Below are 15,179 nucleotides of genomic sequence, written 5' to 3'. Positions count from 1 at the left end.
TAGCATGCAAAATCCAATATACACCATTGCCAAAATAGCCGAAATTTTAAGTGCCGATGCCAAATTAGTTGATGAACAGGTAATTATTCAATATCTGGTGATCGATAGCCGTTCGGTTTTGGTTCCGGAAAATTCTGTGTTTTTTGCCCTGTCTTCTCACCGCGATGGACATGAATTTATTAAAGATGCTTATACAAAGGAAATCAGGAATTTTGTAATTACCGAAGCGAAATACATTAACGAGTACCCCGACTGCAATTTTTTACTCGTGGAAGATGCTTTGGTATCACTTCAAAAGCTTGCTATCGAACACCGGAATCAATTTGATTTAAAAACCATCGGTATTACGGGGAGTAATGGAAAAACAATTGTTAAAGAATGGCTGTATCAGCTCTTGGCTGCCGATTTTAATATTGTTAAAAGCCCAAAAAGTTATAATTCGCAGATCGGGGTGCCACTTTCGGTATGGCAGATTGAGGCCGATCATACACTGGGTATTTTTGAAGCTGGTATTTCCGCAGTTAATGAGATGCAATACTTGGCAGAAATTATCCGTCCCGAAATCGGAATTTTAACCAATATAGGTGAAGCACATGCTGAAGGATTCAGTTCTAAAAAGGAAAAACTAACGGAGAAACTGAAACTTTTTGCAGCATCAGAACTGTTTATTTATTCGCCCGAATACGTAACCGAAGTAAATACCAAAGACTTGCCAGGTAAAAAGCAGTTTAGCTGGAGCAGCAAACAAGCAGCAGATCTTCAGGTTATTGCGGTTGAACCCATCGAAGGCAACTGCTACCTGAGGGCCATTTATCAAAATAGGGAAATTGAATGCATTTTGCCTTTTAAAGATAAAGCTTCGATAGAAAATGGAATGATCTGCTGGGCAACCTTACTGGCTTTAGGTTATACGCCAGAGCAGGCCGATTTACGTTTGGAAAAACTGAGTCATGTGAGCATGCGTTTAGAGCTGAAAAATGGGATTAACCAATGTTCCATTATCGACGATTCTTACAGTGCCGATATTTCTTCGTTGGCCATTGCCCTGGATTTTTTAAATCAACAGAATCAGCACGCAAAGAAAACCGTTATTCTTTCCGAATTATTTGAAACGGGGAGGGCGGATTTGGATTTATATACAGAGATTTCCGAATTGCTTTTACAGAAGAAGGTAAACCGCCTGATTGGAATTGGGACTCATATTTCTAAGTATGCTGATCTTTTTAAGTTTGAGGCGCAGTTTTTCGACGATACCAATGGCTTTATCGATGCTTTTCCTGGTTTACAGTTTAACCACGAAACGATATTGGTAAAAGGGGCCAGACGGTTCGAATTTGGCCGGATCAGTAAACTCCTTACCCAGAAAATACACGATACGGTTTTAGAAATCGATCTGAATGCCATGGTTGGTAATCTGCAATTTTACCGATCTAAAATCAAACCAGGTGTTAAAATAATGGCCATGGTTAAGGCCTTTTCGTACGGAAGCGGAAGTTTTGAAATTGCCAATTTACTGCAGTTCCATAAGGTAGATTATTTGGCGGTAGCTTATGCCGATGAAGGTATTGCTTTGCGGAAAGCGGGAATCACTTTGCCGATTATGGTAATGAGTCCCGAGGAGTCTGCTTTCGAAGCCATCATTAAACACAAGCTCGAACCCGAAATTTACAGTTTAGAAATTCTGAACAGTTTTTTAAATGCATTGTCTGATTATGATTTCGATTACCCCATCCACATTAAAATAGATAGCGGCATGCATCGTTTGGGCTTTGATCAGTCAGAAATCGATACCTTGTCCAATCTGCTTAAAGATTCGGCCAGGATAAAGGTTCAAAGTATTTTTTCTCACCTGGTGGCAAGCGATGCAGCAGAGCATGACGGATTTACGCAAGAGCAGATCGAAAGGTTTAAAATTATCGCCAATCAGCTGGTCGAAGTTTTAGGCTACAAGCCATTGCTTCATATATCCAATACTTCGGGCATTTCGCGTTGGCCAGAAGGGCAAATGGACATGGTTCGTTTGGGCATAGGCCTGTATGGTTTCGACTCCGCATTGCCGAATAACCGAGCTTTGCAAACTGTAATGGTGCTTAAAACTACGGTTACCCAAGTAAAGACATTAGCTCCGGGCGAAACCGTAGGCTATAGCAGAAGAGGGGTAATGCCAAATGGTGGAAAAATAGCGACTGTAAAAATTGGCTATGCTGACGGCTATACCAGGTATTTTGGCAATGGAGTCGGTAAAATGCTCATTAATGGCCACTTGGTGCCAACAATTGGTTCAATCTGTATGGATATGACCATGTTGGATATCACTGGCATTGATTTGAAGCCAGGCGATGAAGCCATTGTTTTTAATAAGGAACACACCATTATGCAGTTGGCCAAAGATATCGGCACCATTCCGTATGAAATTCTGACCAATATCTCGCAAAGGGTTAAACGTGTTTATTTCTATGAATAGTTCAATGGTTCATTCGTTCAGTTGTTCATTGGTATATCGTATTGCCTATTAGTTCATTCGTTCAGTGATATAGCAGATTACTTAGTAGGTTCTTGGTACAAAATGAATCAATTACAAATGAACGATTGCAAGGCTATGCACCTACACGTATGAACCAATGGCTAATGAACCATTGAATTGACCACACAAATGAACTAAAAAAAATGTTATTTTTGCACCATGAATAAAGTCGGGAAAGCTATTTTAAACTATTTGATTAAAGGTTTATTAATTGTTGTACCCATTGCCGTAAGTATTTTTATTGTGGTTTGGGCGGTTACAACTGTAGATAGCTGGTTGAATGTAAACAATATTTTAGGCGTAAATCCAAGTACAGGCGAAAGCCGCAATATCCCTGGCTTAGGTTTGCTTACGGTTTTAGCCCTCATTTTGTTGGCCGGTATCTTTGTAACCAATTTGGTGACTGAACCCATGTACAATTGGTTTCAGCGGATTATGCAGCGGCTACCCTTACTTAATTTTATCTATTCTTCTATAAAAGATTTAACAGAAGCTTTTGTAGGTGATGAGAAGAAATTTAACCACCCAGTGCTGGTAGAAGTGGAGGGAGGTTTAAAAAAGATTGGATTTTTAACGCAGAACGATCTACATAAACTCAATCTGCCAGAAGAAGTAGCAGTATATTTTCCTCTTTCTTATTCTTTTGCAGGTCAGCTTTGCATTGTAAGAAGAGATAAGGTGACTGATTTGCATATGACAGCAGCTGATGCCATGAAACTGGTGGTTAGCGGTGGCGTAAGCGGACTTTAAACATTTCTAAATGATTACGATTTATCACAATAACCGCTGTACCAAAAGCCGTTGTGCTTTAGCGGAATTAGAAAATAGTGGAAAGGCTTTCGAGGTGGTTTATTATTTAGAAACGCCACCCAATAAAAGTGAACTCGAAGAAATTATTCGAAAACTGGGTATTAAACCATTGGAATTGATCCGTAAAGGCGAAAAGGTTTTTACCGAAAATTATAAAGGAAAAAGCCTAAGCGATGAAGAATGGATTGGTGCCATGGTTGCACATCCGATTTTAATTGAAAGACCGATTATCATCTCAGGAGATAAAGCTGTAATTGCGAGACCAACCGAAAAGATAAAAGAGATTTTGGGTTAAATTAAAGCCTGACTCTAGATACGTCACCCTGAGGGATAAGTTGCTTCATAAAAATCCATATGAATAACAGAACATTTTTTATGAACTGTAGGCTGCGTGGAGTCGTCGTTGCGAGAAGGCTTTTTCAGCCGACGAAGCAATCTTACAACGATCGCTACTAGCGAGCGCATTAAGATTGCTTCGTTCCTCGCAATGACGGATTTTCTGACTCTAGTCGTCGCCTCGCTACGAGATGAAATGGTTCTATAAAGACGAGATTAATATTTTCTAGCGTTTTAGCGAGACGCTAAGACCAGATCGTTTTGTAGTATATCTAATGACTGCCTGCACACAATAGCCCTGATGGAAATGGAAATCCCTTTTTGGGTGTTGGTAGTTGTTTATATGGAATAATTCCCAAAAGGATTGGAATGTACAGCAGGACCGGAACCTTCCTATTGATTACGGGTGTTAGCGCTTCAAAAGAAATGCTTTGCTATGAAAGTTTGAAAATGGCGGGATTAGCCTAAAAAATATTCTTGAAGCTAAACAGAATGAATATTACAATGATAAAACCAACAAGAAGCCTCGAATAGTATTCCCGGATAAAAAGCCCGCATAAAATCAGTTTATCATCGTCTACATTGCTATGTAACATTCCATTTCCGCTTGAAGCATTGAACAAGATCTGTTTATCCTGATGGTCGTTTAACGACCATCGACTTAACCAGCTGTTTTGAAAGCTCCAATCAAAAGTATCGCCAGAGGCAAATACAATTTTTGCTTTAAAACGAAGCCAGTCGTAAGTAATTATGGCTAAAACCTCATTCTGATTGTTCAGTAATTTAGTTTCAGGTTTAGAAAATCCTTCACTTTTTAACAGGTAAATGCCTGCCTGGGTAGTGGCTATTGCCGAATTTTTCCACGAACTAAAATTCAGCGAAAATTTTAATAATCCGTTGTTAAATACTTGATAATTGCTATCAAATAAACCTTTTCTCCAATTTAATACCTGTTCCATCTCACAAAAGGATTTAATTCACTACTAATGGCGCATTGTTGATATCACTATAATCGGCATGAAGCATGCAATAAGTGTAACTACCCGTTTGTTGTAAATATGCTTAATAAACAAACCTGATACAATCAATAATTCATTGTCTGTATCCGATGATATTGCACCGCTATAGCTGCTTGCGTTATACGTGATGTGCTCGTTGTTATAATTGCTTACCGTAAACTGCGATTTCCATATTCCAGTTGATGTCCATTCGTACCGTTCGCCAGATTTTAAGCTGATTACGGCTTTTGATTTCCAGCTGTCGTAAGTAATCACCGCAACCAGTTCATTTGTTTTTCGGTCGATTACATTAGTTCTCGATTGCCAAAAGCCCACATTGGAGAAGAAATAATTTTTGTCATCAAACACGCCCTCTGCATCGCTTTTCCATGTTCCAAAAGTGATTGCTCCTTTCTGTACACCGTCTGTAAAGAGTTGAAAGTTTCCACTTAACCAATTGTTTTTCCAGCTGATAAATTTCGACATTTTAGATACGTTTTATTTTAGATAGCAGTTTTCTCCAGTTGTTACAATAAATGAAGACATAAAAAAAGTGCTTATTGTTTGTAAGCACTTTTTTCAGTTGACAGTTTCCGATTTGCAATTTTCAGTTAACCAATAACCAGTTTACAATTTTCAGTTAACCGATTTAAACAATTGACCAGTTAACCTATCATATCAACCTAGAAATTCGGTTTAAGTACATATTTATCATAGAAACGGAAAATGTGTTCTGCAGCTTCTTCAGCTGTATCAACCAATCTGAAAAGGTTTAAATCTTCTTCGTGGATATTGTGTTCCTTCTGCAACATCGTTCCTTTAATCCAGTCGATTAATCCACCCCAATAATCAACACCCACCAATACAATTGGGAAACGTGCAATTTTTCCGGTCTGGATCAAGGTTAAAGCTTCAAAAAGTTCATCCATAGTGCCAAAACCACCTGGTAAAACCACAAAACCCTGGCTATATTTCATGAACATGACTTTGCGCACAAAGAAATAATCAAACTCCAGCAATTTATTATGATCGATATATTTATTGTGGAACTGCTCAAAAGGCAACTCGATGTTTAAACCTACCGATTTACCCCCATTGGTGTGGGCACCTTTATTACCGGCTTCCATAATACCAGGGCCACCGCCAGTGATTACACCATAACCACGATCGGTTAATAATTTACCGCACTGCTCTGCCAATTGGTAATATCGGTGTGTTTGAGCTGTACGTGCCGAACCATAAATGGTAACACATGGGCCAATTTTAGCCAGTTTTTCAAAACCGTCTACAAATTCGGCCATTATTTTAAAAATTTGCCAAGAGTCTGTTACTTTAATTTCTTGCCAGTCTTTGTTTTCAAAAGCGCTTCTAATTTTTTCTTCACTCGTCATATACTGTTATTCTAATATTAAAATCTGGTTTGCGCATCGGTTTTTTTACTGATGAACAACAAGCCTATAAATGTGATTAAACCGTTAATCAAAATCAGTTCAACACTAAAAACGTAACCGCCCAATAAAGTGGTAGAATACGTGGAAAGCAAGTAACATAAAAAAGGTGATAATAAGCAAACTATTGGTACTAATTTATCGTGAAGACCACGTTTTTTTACAAATAATCCAAAACTATATAATCCTAAAAGCGGTCCGTAGGTGTAAGAGGCAATGGTGAAAATCAAACTGACTACCGATGAACTGTTAAATGCATTGATGACGATAATCACCAAAAACATTAAAATAGAAAAGGCCACGTGTACGGTATGGCGCTTTTTTACTGCGTCTTTTGCATTTACATTTTCTGCCTTAGCCATGCCTAAAAAGTCGACACAGAACGATGTGGTTAAGGCGGTAAGTGCCGAATCGGTTGTGGCAAAGGTTGCTGCGGTTAGGCCCAACATGAATATAATGGCAGGTACAGCACCCAGGTTATTTAAAGCAATTTCAGGGAACAATAAATCTGTTCTTGGTTTTCCGGTGATGTGATCTAATGGGATATCGATGCCGTTTTTTGCTGCAAAAATGTATAACAATGCGCCTACACTCAAAAAGAAAACATTCAGGATTACGAATACCCCTGTAAAAGTAAACATGTTTTTTTGTGCCTCTTTGATGGTGCCCATGCTTAGGTTCTTCTGCATCAGATCCTGATCTAAACCCGTCATGGCGATGGTAACGAAAATACCGCCGATAAACTGTTTGCTGAAATAGAATTTATTGGTTAGGAAATCGTTCAGAAAGAATATTTTCGAATAACTGCTGGTTTTTATGGTCTCGAATGCCTGTGGAATATTGAAATCAAGACTGTTGCAAATAAAATAAATAGTAAGAAAAACCGAAAGCACCAGGAAAAAAGTTTGCAGTGTATCGGTAATGATAATGGTTTTTAAGCCACCTTTAAAGGTGTACGACCAGATCAGTGCCAACGAAATTAAAACCGTTAACCAGAACGGAACGCCATAATTATCGAATATAAAACGCTGCAAAACAATCACTACGAGGTATAACCTTGTTGCTGATCCCAAAGTGCGGCTCAATAAAAATATCGATGCTGCCGTTTTGTAACTATAATGCCCCAACCTCTTTTCGATGTAGCTATAAATGGATGTTAAATTCATCCGGTAATAAAGTGGAAGCAGAACTGTGGCGATGATGATAAAACCAACTGCATTGCCCAGAACGAACTGGAAATATTGAAACTGGTTTCCACTGGGTGCGCCAACTTCTCCGGGTACCGATATAAAAGTAACACCAGAAAGTGCGGTCCCTATCATTCCAAATGCTACTAAATACCATTTAGAATTCCGGTTGGCGATAAAGAAAGTAGAATTATCAGATGATTTTTTTGAGGTTACGAATGAAATAATAATCAGTAGTAAAAAATAACCGATCAGAAAACATAAGAGAATGGTTGGAGACATAGTTTTGTGTTAAGCTGATAAATGTAAAGAAAAGTATCAAATCAAGCAATATTCTTGAGTCGGAAGTCGGGTAGAGAGTCCGTAGTCCGAAGTCGGAAGTCAAGTAGGTCATAAAGTATGAAGCATTCTAATAACCGATTGCAAAGATGTGCACCTTGTACAAATGAACCAATGACTAGTGAACCAATGAACTACTGCCTATTGAACTAACAAACCATTTTACCTATTTTTGCAATATGAATTTTTCATCCAAACTGCTCGAAGATGCGGTAAACGAATTCTCGAAACTTCCTGGTGTAGGGCAAAAAACAGCTTTACGTTTGGTATTACATCTTTTAAACAAAGAGCAAGAGGAGGTAAACCAGTTTGGCAATACTTTTATAAAACTTAAGCAGCATATTAAACATTGCAGCACCTGCCATAACATTTCCGATTATGTGGTATGTGAGATATGTACTTCGCCAAAACGCGATAAAGAAACCATTTGTGTGGTTGAAGATACCCGCGATGTAATGGCGATCGAAAATACCGGTCAATATTTTGGGGTTTACCATGTTTTGGGAGGCTTAATTTCTCCAATGGATGGCGTTGGCCCTTCCGATCTGTTTATTGATGGGTTAATAGTTAGAATGGCAGCAGGAGGGATTAAAGAGGTGATTTTAGCGTTGAGTCCGAATATGGAGGGCGATACTACATTGTTTTACCTGTATAAAAGATTAAAGGAGTTTAATGTTCCGGTAACGACCATTGCAAGGGGAATTGCTTTTGGCGGCGAATTGGAATATACTGATGAAATTACACTCGGCAGATCGATTGTAACCCGTGTACCTTATGAAACTGCAATGATGAAATGATGATAAAGCATTTTTGATCGGATTACACAATATAAAAAATAAAAGCAGTATTCAGTCTTGATACTTGCTACTCAATACTTGTCAATATAAATGAACCTAAAAAATAAAGTCATCATCATTACTGGTGCATCGAGCGGAATCGGAAAAGCTTGTGCCGAAGAATTTGCTCAGCGTGGTGCCAATTTGGTTTTGGCTGCCCGTCAATATGTAACCCTTTGTGAAATTACTGCAGATCTGGAGAAAAAATATAACATCAGGGCCGTAGCAGTTCAGGCCGATGTAAGTAAAGAGGCAGATTGCGAACTGATTATCAAACAAGCGTTGGTGTCTTTTCAAAAGATTGATATTCTGGTAAATAATGCCGGATTATCCATGCGCGCTCTGTTTAACGATCTTGATTTATCGGTGCTTAGAAATCTGATGGATGTGAACTTTTGGGGAACCGTTTATTGTACCAAATATGCTTTGCCAGAGATTTTAAAAACCAAAGGAACCGTTGTTGGCGTTTCATCGATTGCTGGTTTCCGCGGTTTGCCAGGTAGAACGGGTTATTCGGCTTCTAAATTTGCGATGAACGGTTTTATGGAATCTTTACGCACCGAATTATTAAAAACAGGTGTAAACGTTTTATTGGCCTGTCCTGGTTTTACCGCTTCCAACATCAGGGTCACCGCTTTATCGAAAGATGGTGCTGCACATGGCGAAACCAGTATGGATGAAGGCAAAATGATGACATCTGAAGAAGTTGCAAACATTATTGCCGACGGTATCGAAAAACGTAAACGTACCTTAATCATGACCGGACAAGGAAAATTAGCCGTTTGGATGAATAAACTCTTCCCAGCCTTTGTAGACAAAAAGGTTTTTGATCTGTTTGCTAAAGAAAAGAATCCTTTGATTAAGGGGTAGGGTTTGATGTTTAGCGTTTAGGAGGGTAGTGGTTAGGGTTTAGGGTGCAAGATTAAGTTAGCGGTTTAAGCTAATTAATTGTCAGTCTGAGCGGAGTCGAAGACCTTTAACTCTGAGTTTACCTGGATTTATATAAGGATATTGTAGATTTTACAGGTTGCTTAAACACCCCGTCATGCGGACACCCTTCTGAAAGAGGGGAATGCAAATCGCATAGAGACAATGAGGGGTAATTCCCCTCCTCTGGAGGGGGGGCTAAAAGGCGGGGTGGTCTTATTTAGCACAGACCAGACTGTCCTAAACCCGATAGCAGCAAAAATCCTTTTTGTTAGCAGCAAACTTAAATATCCTGCTATCTGCAGCCTATGAAACAGATCCTTGGTGCCCTCAAGATGACAGAACCACAAAAAGATTGAAGCGAATAACGGGACTATCGCAACCGATTAGCACTATCATTGCTTTCCAAAAAATAGAAAGGTGAAATCAGGCCTTATGCCGTGGGTGTAACCTTATCCAATTTACTATAATCCATTACCATTTTGCCTTCTTCGTTATGGTAATACATTTTCTCAAACCTGGCATCCATTTCTATTTCTTCATCCTGATAGCTGGTTCTGGTGTGGATAGTCTGCGAGAAAGTATCATCAAAAGCTTTTAAGATTACAAAAACTTCTACTTCGGCATGTTGCAGCTCGGTTAATGATTTTTCGAAAAACGGACTTTCTTCTGTAATGGGGTGTACCAAAGTCCAGTTTAAAGATAAGATCCCAATTTTACTGCGCTCTAATGGCAAAGGATAAAACCTACGAACATGTTTACCATCAATGGTTTCGTTGTACGACATTACCATCTGCACCTCAACCTCTATCAATTGATTGCGGCGGAGGTTAACCAAACGGCACATTAAACCATGGCCTTTCTCGTAAGGGGCAATCACCATTTTCTTGCTGAAGCTCACTTTAGAGGTGGGCCTGCTAAAACGGCCATACAATAAGCCTGTAGCCAATGCAAAAGCCAATAAACCCAACATACTCTCGAAAGCGGCAAGCACGCTCGTAACAAAACCCTGTGGCGAAATATGGCCGTAACCAACTGTAGAAATGGTTTGGGCAGAAAAGAAAAAGGCATCAAAAAACTGATCACGAAGCGTTACACCTTTGGCACCATTTAAATTTTCAATACCCACAACATTGTATAAAACAGCGAAAATTGTATTTACAACGAGGTAGGCTAGGAGGATGACGAAGAAAAACCGTGGCCAGCTCATGGTAACCAGGCGGGTATACGTATCATCGAACTTAAACCAGGGCAGACCCGTACGTTCGATATTTGCCGAACCATCGGGGTTGAGCATGCGCTGGTTTTTGGTTACGGGATTGGATCCGAAACCGAAATCATCATTAAACTGTACTTTTCTTTTAAAGAAAGCCATATATTTTTAGAAAGATTTTGGAATATTAAAAAACTATGTCAATATTTGCTTTATACAAACATGATAATTAAAAACTTAAATAACAATTGGTGGTGGCATAACGAAATTCGTTAGGCAAATTCTATTGTTATATATTTTAAAATATTTTAAACACAACGAAGAGGATTGCCCAAAAAGCAATCCTTTTTTTATGCAATTTTTTGAAGGATCGTCATGCTGAATTTAGTTCAGCATCTAGGTAAAAGATTCTGAATCAAGTTCAGAATGACGATAAGCGTTATACAAACATGAAAAAAATATTAAACCATTTATTCGAGAACAAGAGTTTTAGCAGGGAAGAGGCAAAGAACATTTTAATTTCCATTTCGGAAGGCGCATTTAATTCTTCGCAGATTGCCGCTTTTATTACAGCTTATGCCATGCGTAATATTACCGTGCAGGAGTTACAGGGCTTTCGCGATGCGATGCTTGATATGTGCGTTAAAGTAAACTTATCGGGTTACGAACTGATTGATCTTTGCGGTACCGGAGGTGATGGTAAAGATACATTCAATATTTCTACTTTATCCTCATTTGTGGTGGCAGGTGCTGGTCATCATGTGGCTAAGCATGGTAACTACGGCGTTTCTTCGGGCTGCGGTTCTTCTAATGTAATGGAATATTTAGGCTATAGCTTCACCAACGACGAGGATACTTTAAGGCGTAATTTAGATACCGCAGGGATCTGTTTTTTACACGCACCCTTGTTTAATCCTGCGATGAAGATTGTAGCACCGATCCGTAAAGAACTGGGTGTAAAAACATTTTTCAACATGCTTGGTCCAATGGTTAACCCCGGACAGCCGAAATACCAAATGGTAGGGGTGTTCAGTTTGGAACTGGCCCGTTTATATGCTTATTTATACCAGGACACCGATAAAAGTTATACCATTGTACATGCATTAGAAGGTTATGATGAAGTTTCTTTAACCTGCGATGTGAAAACCTTTTCGAATAAAGGCGAACAGATTTTAACCCTTCAGGATATGGGTTTTGATAAAGTTGATACCTATGCAATTAAAGGTGGTGATACCGTAGAATCATCAGCAAAAATATTTATTGACGTATTAAATGGCGAAGCCACTGATGTACAGAACAATGTGGTATTGTGCAACTCGGCATTGGCCATTAAAACCATAAAACCTGAACAATCTTTTGCCGATTGCTTTTATGAAGCGGAAGAATCTTTAACCAGCAAAAAAGCGTTAAACAGTTTCAAAAATTTATTGGCATGTTAAAGTTAAAAGTTTGCGGCATGCGTTTGGCAGCGAATATTGCTGCGGTAGCCGAGCTTCAGCCAGATTATCTGGGGTTTATCTTTTATGAAAAATCGCCCAGACTGATCAGTGAGGTTTCTGCAGAATTGATCAAATACATTCCCTCAGAGATTAAAACCGTAGGGGTGTTTGTAAATGAAGACCTTGAAAAAGTAAAAGATAAAGTAAACACATTGAAGCTAAAGGCTGTTCAGTTACATGGTAGCGAATCGACTGAATACTGTACAGCATTAAAATCAAGCTTTCCTGTTTTAGAAGTGATTAAAGCTTTCGGAATAGATGCAGATTTTGATTTTTCACCTCTCGAAGCTTATTTAAATGTGGTGGATTATTTCCTGTTCGATACCAAAACCAAAACACATGGTGGATCGGGAAAAACATTCGATTGGTCTGTTTTAGACCGATATACTTACACCAAACCCTACTTTTTAAGTGGCGGCATTGATTTAGAACATGCACCGGCCATAAAAGAAATAAATGATGAGCGTTTATATGCCCTGGATATCAATAGCAGATTTGAAATGGAGCCGGGCTTAAAAGATGCGGAGAAGATTAAAGAATTTATTAAAGAAATGAACACGAAATAATGTCATCCTGAGGAATAATTTATTGTATAAAAATCAATATGATTGACGTATATAATTGATTATTTTTAATCCTAGGGCTCATTCTTGCCTCGGCTCGCCGCCGCCGATTGGCTCTTTCTTTTTGGTGTCAAAAAGAAACAAAAAACACCGGCTGAAAATTTTTCTTTCGAAGCTAGGGGGGCGGTTGGGGCAGTAGAGCCCGAAAAATTTGTTAGGCCGGATTTAAGTGGAACGGAGATATAGTACTAGGGCCTAGCTGGGTAGAAATGTATATTGCAAATAAAGTTTATTATTATATGATTACGAATAACGTCAATGGTAGGTTGATTAAAATATAAGTTGATTCGTCATTCCCAGCCCGTCGCGGGAATGACGACTTATCTTTAGAATCTATCAATGTGACGGATTAGTTGAAAAAAATATTATGAAATACAAAGTAAACGAAAAAGGATATTATGGAGATTTTGGTGGCGCGTACATCCCCGAAATGCTTTATCCAAACGTAGAAGAATTGCGTCAAAACTATTTAAAGATTATTGATGATGCCGATTTTCAAAAGGAATTTCATCAGTTGTTAAAAGATTATGTTGGCCGTCCTTCGCCTTTATATCTTGCCAAAAGATATTCAGAAAGATATGGTGCCAATATTTTCTTAAAAAGAGAAGATTTAAACCATACTGGTGCACACAAGATCAACAATACCATCGGACAGATTTTACTGGCTGAGAAGCTGGGCAAAAAAAGAATTATTGCCGAAACTGGTGCTGGTCAGCATGGTGTAGCTACCGCAACCGTATGTGCACTGCGTAACCTGGAGTGTGTAATTTACATGGGCGAGGTTGATATCGAGCGCCAGGCACCGAACGTGGCCCGTATGAAAATGTTGGGCGCGAAGGTTGTTCCGGCAAGTTCAGGTAGTAAAACCTTAAAGGATGCGACCAATGAGGCCATGCGCGATTGGATCAATAATCCGGTTGATACACATTACATCATCGGTTCGGTGGTTGGTCCGCATCCTTACCCTGATATGGTAGCCATTTTCCAATCGATTATCTCGGAGGAAACTAAAAAACAACTGTTAGAACAAACAGGTAGCGATCAGCCTGATTATGTTTTGGCCTGTGTAGGTGGCGGAAGTAATGCGATGGGCATGTTCTACCATTTTATGGACGATGAAAATGTTAAACTCATCGCTGTTGAAGCCGCTGGTAAAGGTGTATCGAGTGGATTTTCTGCGGCAACCACTTACCTGGGTAAAGAAGGTGTGCTCCATGGTAGCAGAAGCATTTTAATGCAAACACCAGATGGACAAGTTGTTGAACCGCATTCGGTTTCTGCCGGATTGGATTACCCTGGTATTGGCCCACAACATGCACATTTGTTTAAAACCGGCCGTGGCCAATATGTTTCCATTACCGATGAAGAAAGTTTAGATGCAGGTTTGCTTTGCACGCAATTGGAAGGGATTATTCCTGCTATCGAAAGTGCGCACGCCTTGGCTTACTTAGAAAAAATGGAATTTAAAGGTGGCGAAAACGTAGTGGTTTGCCTTTCAGGCCGTGGCGACAAGGATCTGGATACTTATATTAAATATTTTAATCTGTAGAAGAATCGTCATTGCGAGGCACGAAGCAATTCTACTACACTCGCTGGGAGGCTAACCCAAAGCATTAAGATTGCTTCGTGCCTCGCAATGACGGAAAAAGAAAAAACATGAACCGAATTAAACAACTCTTCCAGGAGAAGAAAAATATATTATCAATTTATTATACGGCTGGTTACCCAAACACTGGCGATACCATTCAAATTGCTGAAGCACTGGAAAAATCAGGTGCAGACATGTTGGAGATAGGTTTCCCTTACTCAGATCCCGTTGCCGATGGACCGGTAATTCAGGCGAGTAGTAAACAGTCGCTCGATCAGGGGATGACGCTTAACTTACTTTTCGAACAGTTGAAAGACTTGCGTAAGAAGGTTACTATTCCTGTTTTGTTAATGGGTTATGTAAATCCTGTTTTGCAGTTTGGTGTTGAAAAATTCTGCGAAGCCTGTGCCGAAGTAGGGGTAGATGGCTGTATTGTTCCCGATCTGCCAATGGTAGAGTATGAAGAATTTTATAAAGATTGCTTCGAAAAACATAACCTGAGCAATGTGTTTTTAATCACCCCTCAAACGGCTGAAGAGCGTATCCATAAAATTGACGGCTTAACGAATGGATTCATCTATTTGTTATCATCGTCGGCCACAACGGGTAAAAATCTTGAGGTTGGCAATACCACTGAAGCTTATTTCAGCAGGATTAAAAACCTGAATCTGAAGAATCCAACCATGATCGGTTTCGGGATCAGCGATAAACAGACTTTTGATAAAGCTTGTTCGTATGCCAATGGTGCAATTATCGGTACGGCTTTCGTTAAAGCCATTGCTGATGGGAATTTAGAAGAAAGCGTGAGCAACTTCATGAAGAAGTTTAAGGGTTAGTGTTTTACCACAAAG

14 protein-coding genes are annotated in these 15,179 nt (G+C 39.3%); 9 read left to right on the top strand and 5 right to left on the bottom strand.

Translation table 11 applies throughout. The features are described from left to right. The first annotated feature begins 4 nt into the window (after positions 1–4). The 3 genes from EYS08_RS09050 to arsC all read left to right on the top strand — a co-directional run bounded on the left by EYS08_RS09050 (position 5) and on the right by arsC (position 3,629). Positions 5–2,464 carry a bifunctional UDP-N-acetylmuramoyl-tripeptide:D-alanyl-D-alanine ligase/alanine racemase gene (locus EYS08_RS09050; protein ID WP_131029721.1) on the top strand — a complete coding sequence of 820 codons (2,460 nt, stop codon included), beginning with the start codon at positions 5–7 and terminating at the stop codon, positions 2,462–2,464. A 219-nt stretch (positions 2,465–2,683) separates the two neighbouring features. Next, positions 2,684–3,274 carry a DUF502 domain-containing protein gene (locus tag EYS08_RS09045; protein ID WP_057935154.1) on the top strand — a complete coding sequence of 197 codons (591 nt, stop codon included), beginning with the start codon at positions 2,684–2,686 and terminating at the stop codon, positions 3,272–3,274. Positions 3,275–3,284: 10 nt separating this feature from the next. Beyond that, positions 3,285–3,629, top strand: a complete 345-nt coding sequence (gene arsC, locus EYS08_RS09040; protein ID WP_131029720.1) for an arsenate reductase (glutaredoxin) — start codon at positions 3,285–3,287, stop codon at positions 3,627–3,629. 505 nt (positions 3,630–4,134) lie between these two features. On the opposite strand, the gene EYS08_RS09035 is transcribed toward arsC, so the two are convergent. The 4 genes from EYS08_RS09035 to EYS08_RS09020 all read right to left on the bottom strand — a co-directional run bounded on the left by EYS08_RS09035 (position 4,135) and on the right by EYS08_RS09020 (position 7,585). After that, complete coding sequence (locus EYS08_RS09035) at positions 4,135–4,629, bottom strand: hypothetical protein (protein WP_131029719.1); 495 nt, start codon at positions 4,627–4,629, stop codon at positions 4,135–4,137. 24 nt (positions 4,630–4,653) lie between these two features. After that, positions 4,654–5,154: a hypothetical protein gene (locus EYS08_RS09030; protein ID WP_131029718.1), complete on the bottom strand. Its 501-nt coding sequence runs from the start codon at positions 5,152–5,154 to the stop codon at positions 4,654–4,656. A gap of 197 nt (positions 5,155–5,351) precedes the next feature. Beyond that, entirely contained in the window at positions 5,352–6,059 is a 708-nt protein-coding gene (locus EYS08_RS09025; RefSeq protein WP_029278019.1) for an LOG family protein, read from the bottom strand. A gap of 17 nt (positions 6,060–6,076) precedes the next feature. Further along, positions 6,077–7,585 (bottom strand): sodium:solute symporter, encoded by a 1,509-nt coding sequence (locus EYS08_RS09020; protein ID WP_131029717.1) that lies wholly within the window; start codon positions 7,583–7,585, stop codon positions 6,077–6,079. Positions 7,586–7,821: 236 nt separating this feature from the next. On the opposite strand from EYS08_RS09020, the gene recR reads away from it, so the two are divergent. After that, positions 7,822–8,439: a recombination mediator RecR gene (recR, locus tag EYS08_RS09015; RefSeq protein WP_131029716.1), complete on the top strand. Its 618-nt coding sequence runs from the start codon at positions 7,822–7,824 to the stop codon at positions 8,437–8,439. Positions 8,440–8,529: 90 nt separating this feature from the next. Then, complete coding sequence (locus EYS08_RS09010; RefSeq protein ID WP_131029715.1) at positions 8,530–9,348, top strand: SDR family oxidoreductase; 819 nt, start codon at positions 8,530–8,532, stop codon at positions 9,346–9,348. Positions 9,349–9,838: 490 nt separating this feature from the next. Here the strand turns inward: EYS08_RS09010 and EYS08_RS09005 are convergent, their stop codons facing one another. Next, complete coding sequence (locus EYS08_RS09005) at positions 9,839–10,780, bottom strand: ion channel (RefSeq protein WP_131029714.1); 942 nt, start codon at positions 10,778–10,780, stop codon at positions 9,839–9,841. Positions 10,781–11,067: 287 nt separating this feature from the next. On the opposite strand from EYS08_RS09005, the gene trpD reads away from it, so the two are divergent. The 4 genes from trpD (at position 11,068) to trpA (ending at position 15,164) form a co-directional block, all read left to right on the top strand. Further along, positions 11,068–12,057 carry an anthranilate phosphoribosyltransferase gene (gene trpD / locus EYS08_RS09000; RefSeq protein WP_131029713.1) on the top strand — a complete coding sequence of 330 codons (990 nt, stop codon included), beginning with the start codon at positions 11,068–11,070 and terminating at the stop codon, positions 12,055–12,057. Next, on the top strand, positions 12,051–12,683 hold the full coding sequence (locus tag EYS08_RS08995; RefSeq protein ID WP_244215908.1) for a phosphoribosylanthranilate isomerase: 633 nt from the start codon (positions 12,051–12,053) through the stop codon (positions 12,681–12,683). Before trpD ends, EYS08_RS08995 begins: the two co-directional genes overlap by 7 nt. Before the next feature lie 424 nt (positions 12,684–13,107). Then, positions 13,108–14,289: a tryptophan synthase subunit beta gene (gene trpB / locus EYS08_RS08990; protein ID WP_147229001.1), complete on the top strand. Its 1,182-nt coding sequence runs from the start codon at positions 13,108–13,110 to the stop codon at positions 14,287–14,289. Between the two features lie 107 nt (positions 14,290–14,396). Further along, entirely contained in the window at positions 14,397–15,164 is a 768-nt protein-coding gene (trpA, locus tag EYS08_RS08985; RefSeq protein WP_131029710.1) for a tryptophan synthase subunit alpha, read from the top strand. Positions 15,165–15,179 lie beyond the last annotated feature (15 nt).

It is taken from the genome of Pedobacter kyonggii (assembly GCF_004310665.1).
Lineage (GTDB): Bacteria > Bacteroidota > Bacteroidia > Sphingobacteriales > Sphingobacteriaceae > Pedobacter > Pedobacter kyonggii.
Note: the sequence above shows the minus strand (reverse complement) of the source record. Positions and strands in the feature narration are given on the sequence as shown.

Coding starts and splice junctions, on each gene's coding strand:
- EYS08_RS09050 (WP_131029721.1), top strand. CDS start 5: ATGCAAAATCCAATATACACCATTGCCAAAATAGCCGAAATTTTAAGT.
- EYS08_RS09045 (WP_057935154.1), top strand. CDS start 2,684: ATGAATAAAGTCGGGAAAGCTATTTTAAACTATTTGATTAAAGGTTTA.
- arsC (WP_131029720.1), top strand. CDS start 3,285: ATGATTACGATTTATCACAATAACCGCTGTACCAAAAGCCGTTGTGCT.
- EYS08_RS09035 (WP_131029719.1), bottom strand. CDS start 4,629: ATGGAACAGGTATTAAATTGGAGAAAAGGTTTATTTGATAGCAATTAT.
- EYS08_RS09030 (WP_131029718.1), bottom strand. CDS start 5,154: ATGTCGAAATTTATCAGCTGGAAAAACAATTGGTTAAGTGGAAACTTT.
- EYS08_RS09025 (WP_029278019.1), bottom strand. CDS start 6,059: ATGACGAGTGAAGAAAAAATTAGAAGCGCTTTTGAAAACAAAGACTGG.
- EYS08_RS09020 (WP_131029717.1), bottom strand. CDS start 7,585: ATGTCTCCAACCATTCTCTTATGTTTTCTGATCGGTTATTTTTTACTA.
- recR (WP_131029716.1), top strand. CDS start 7,822: ATGAATTTTTCATCCAAACTGCTCGAAGATGCGGTAAACGAATTCTCG.
- EYS08_RS09010 (WP_131029715.1), top strand. CDS start 8,530: ATGAACCTAAAAAATAAAGTCATCATCATTACTGGTGCATCGAGCGGA.
- EYS08_RS09005 (WP_131029714.1), bottom strand. CDS start 10,780: ATGGCTTTCTTTAAAAGAAAAGTACAGTTTAATGATGATTTCGGTTTC.
- trpD (WP_131029713.1), top strand. CDS start 11,068: ATGAAAAAAATATTAAACCATTTATTCGAGAACAAGAGTTTTAGCAGG.
- EYS08_RS08995 (WP_244215908.1), top strand. CDS start 12,051: ATGTTAAAGTTAAAAGTTTGCGGCATGCGTTTGGCAGCGAATATTGCT.
- trpB (WP_147229001.1), top strand. CDS start 13,108: ATGAAATACAAAGTAAACGAAAAAGGATATTATGGAGATTTTGGTGGC.
- trpA (WP_131029710.1), top strand. CDS start 14,397: ATGAACCGAATTAAACAACTCTTCCAGGAGAAGAAAAATATATTATCA.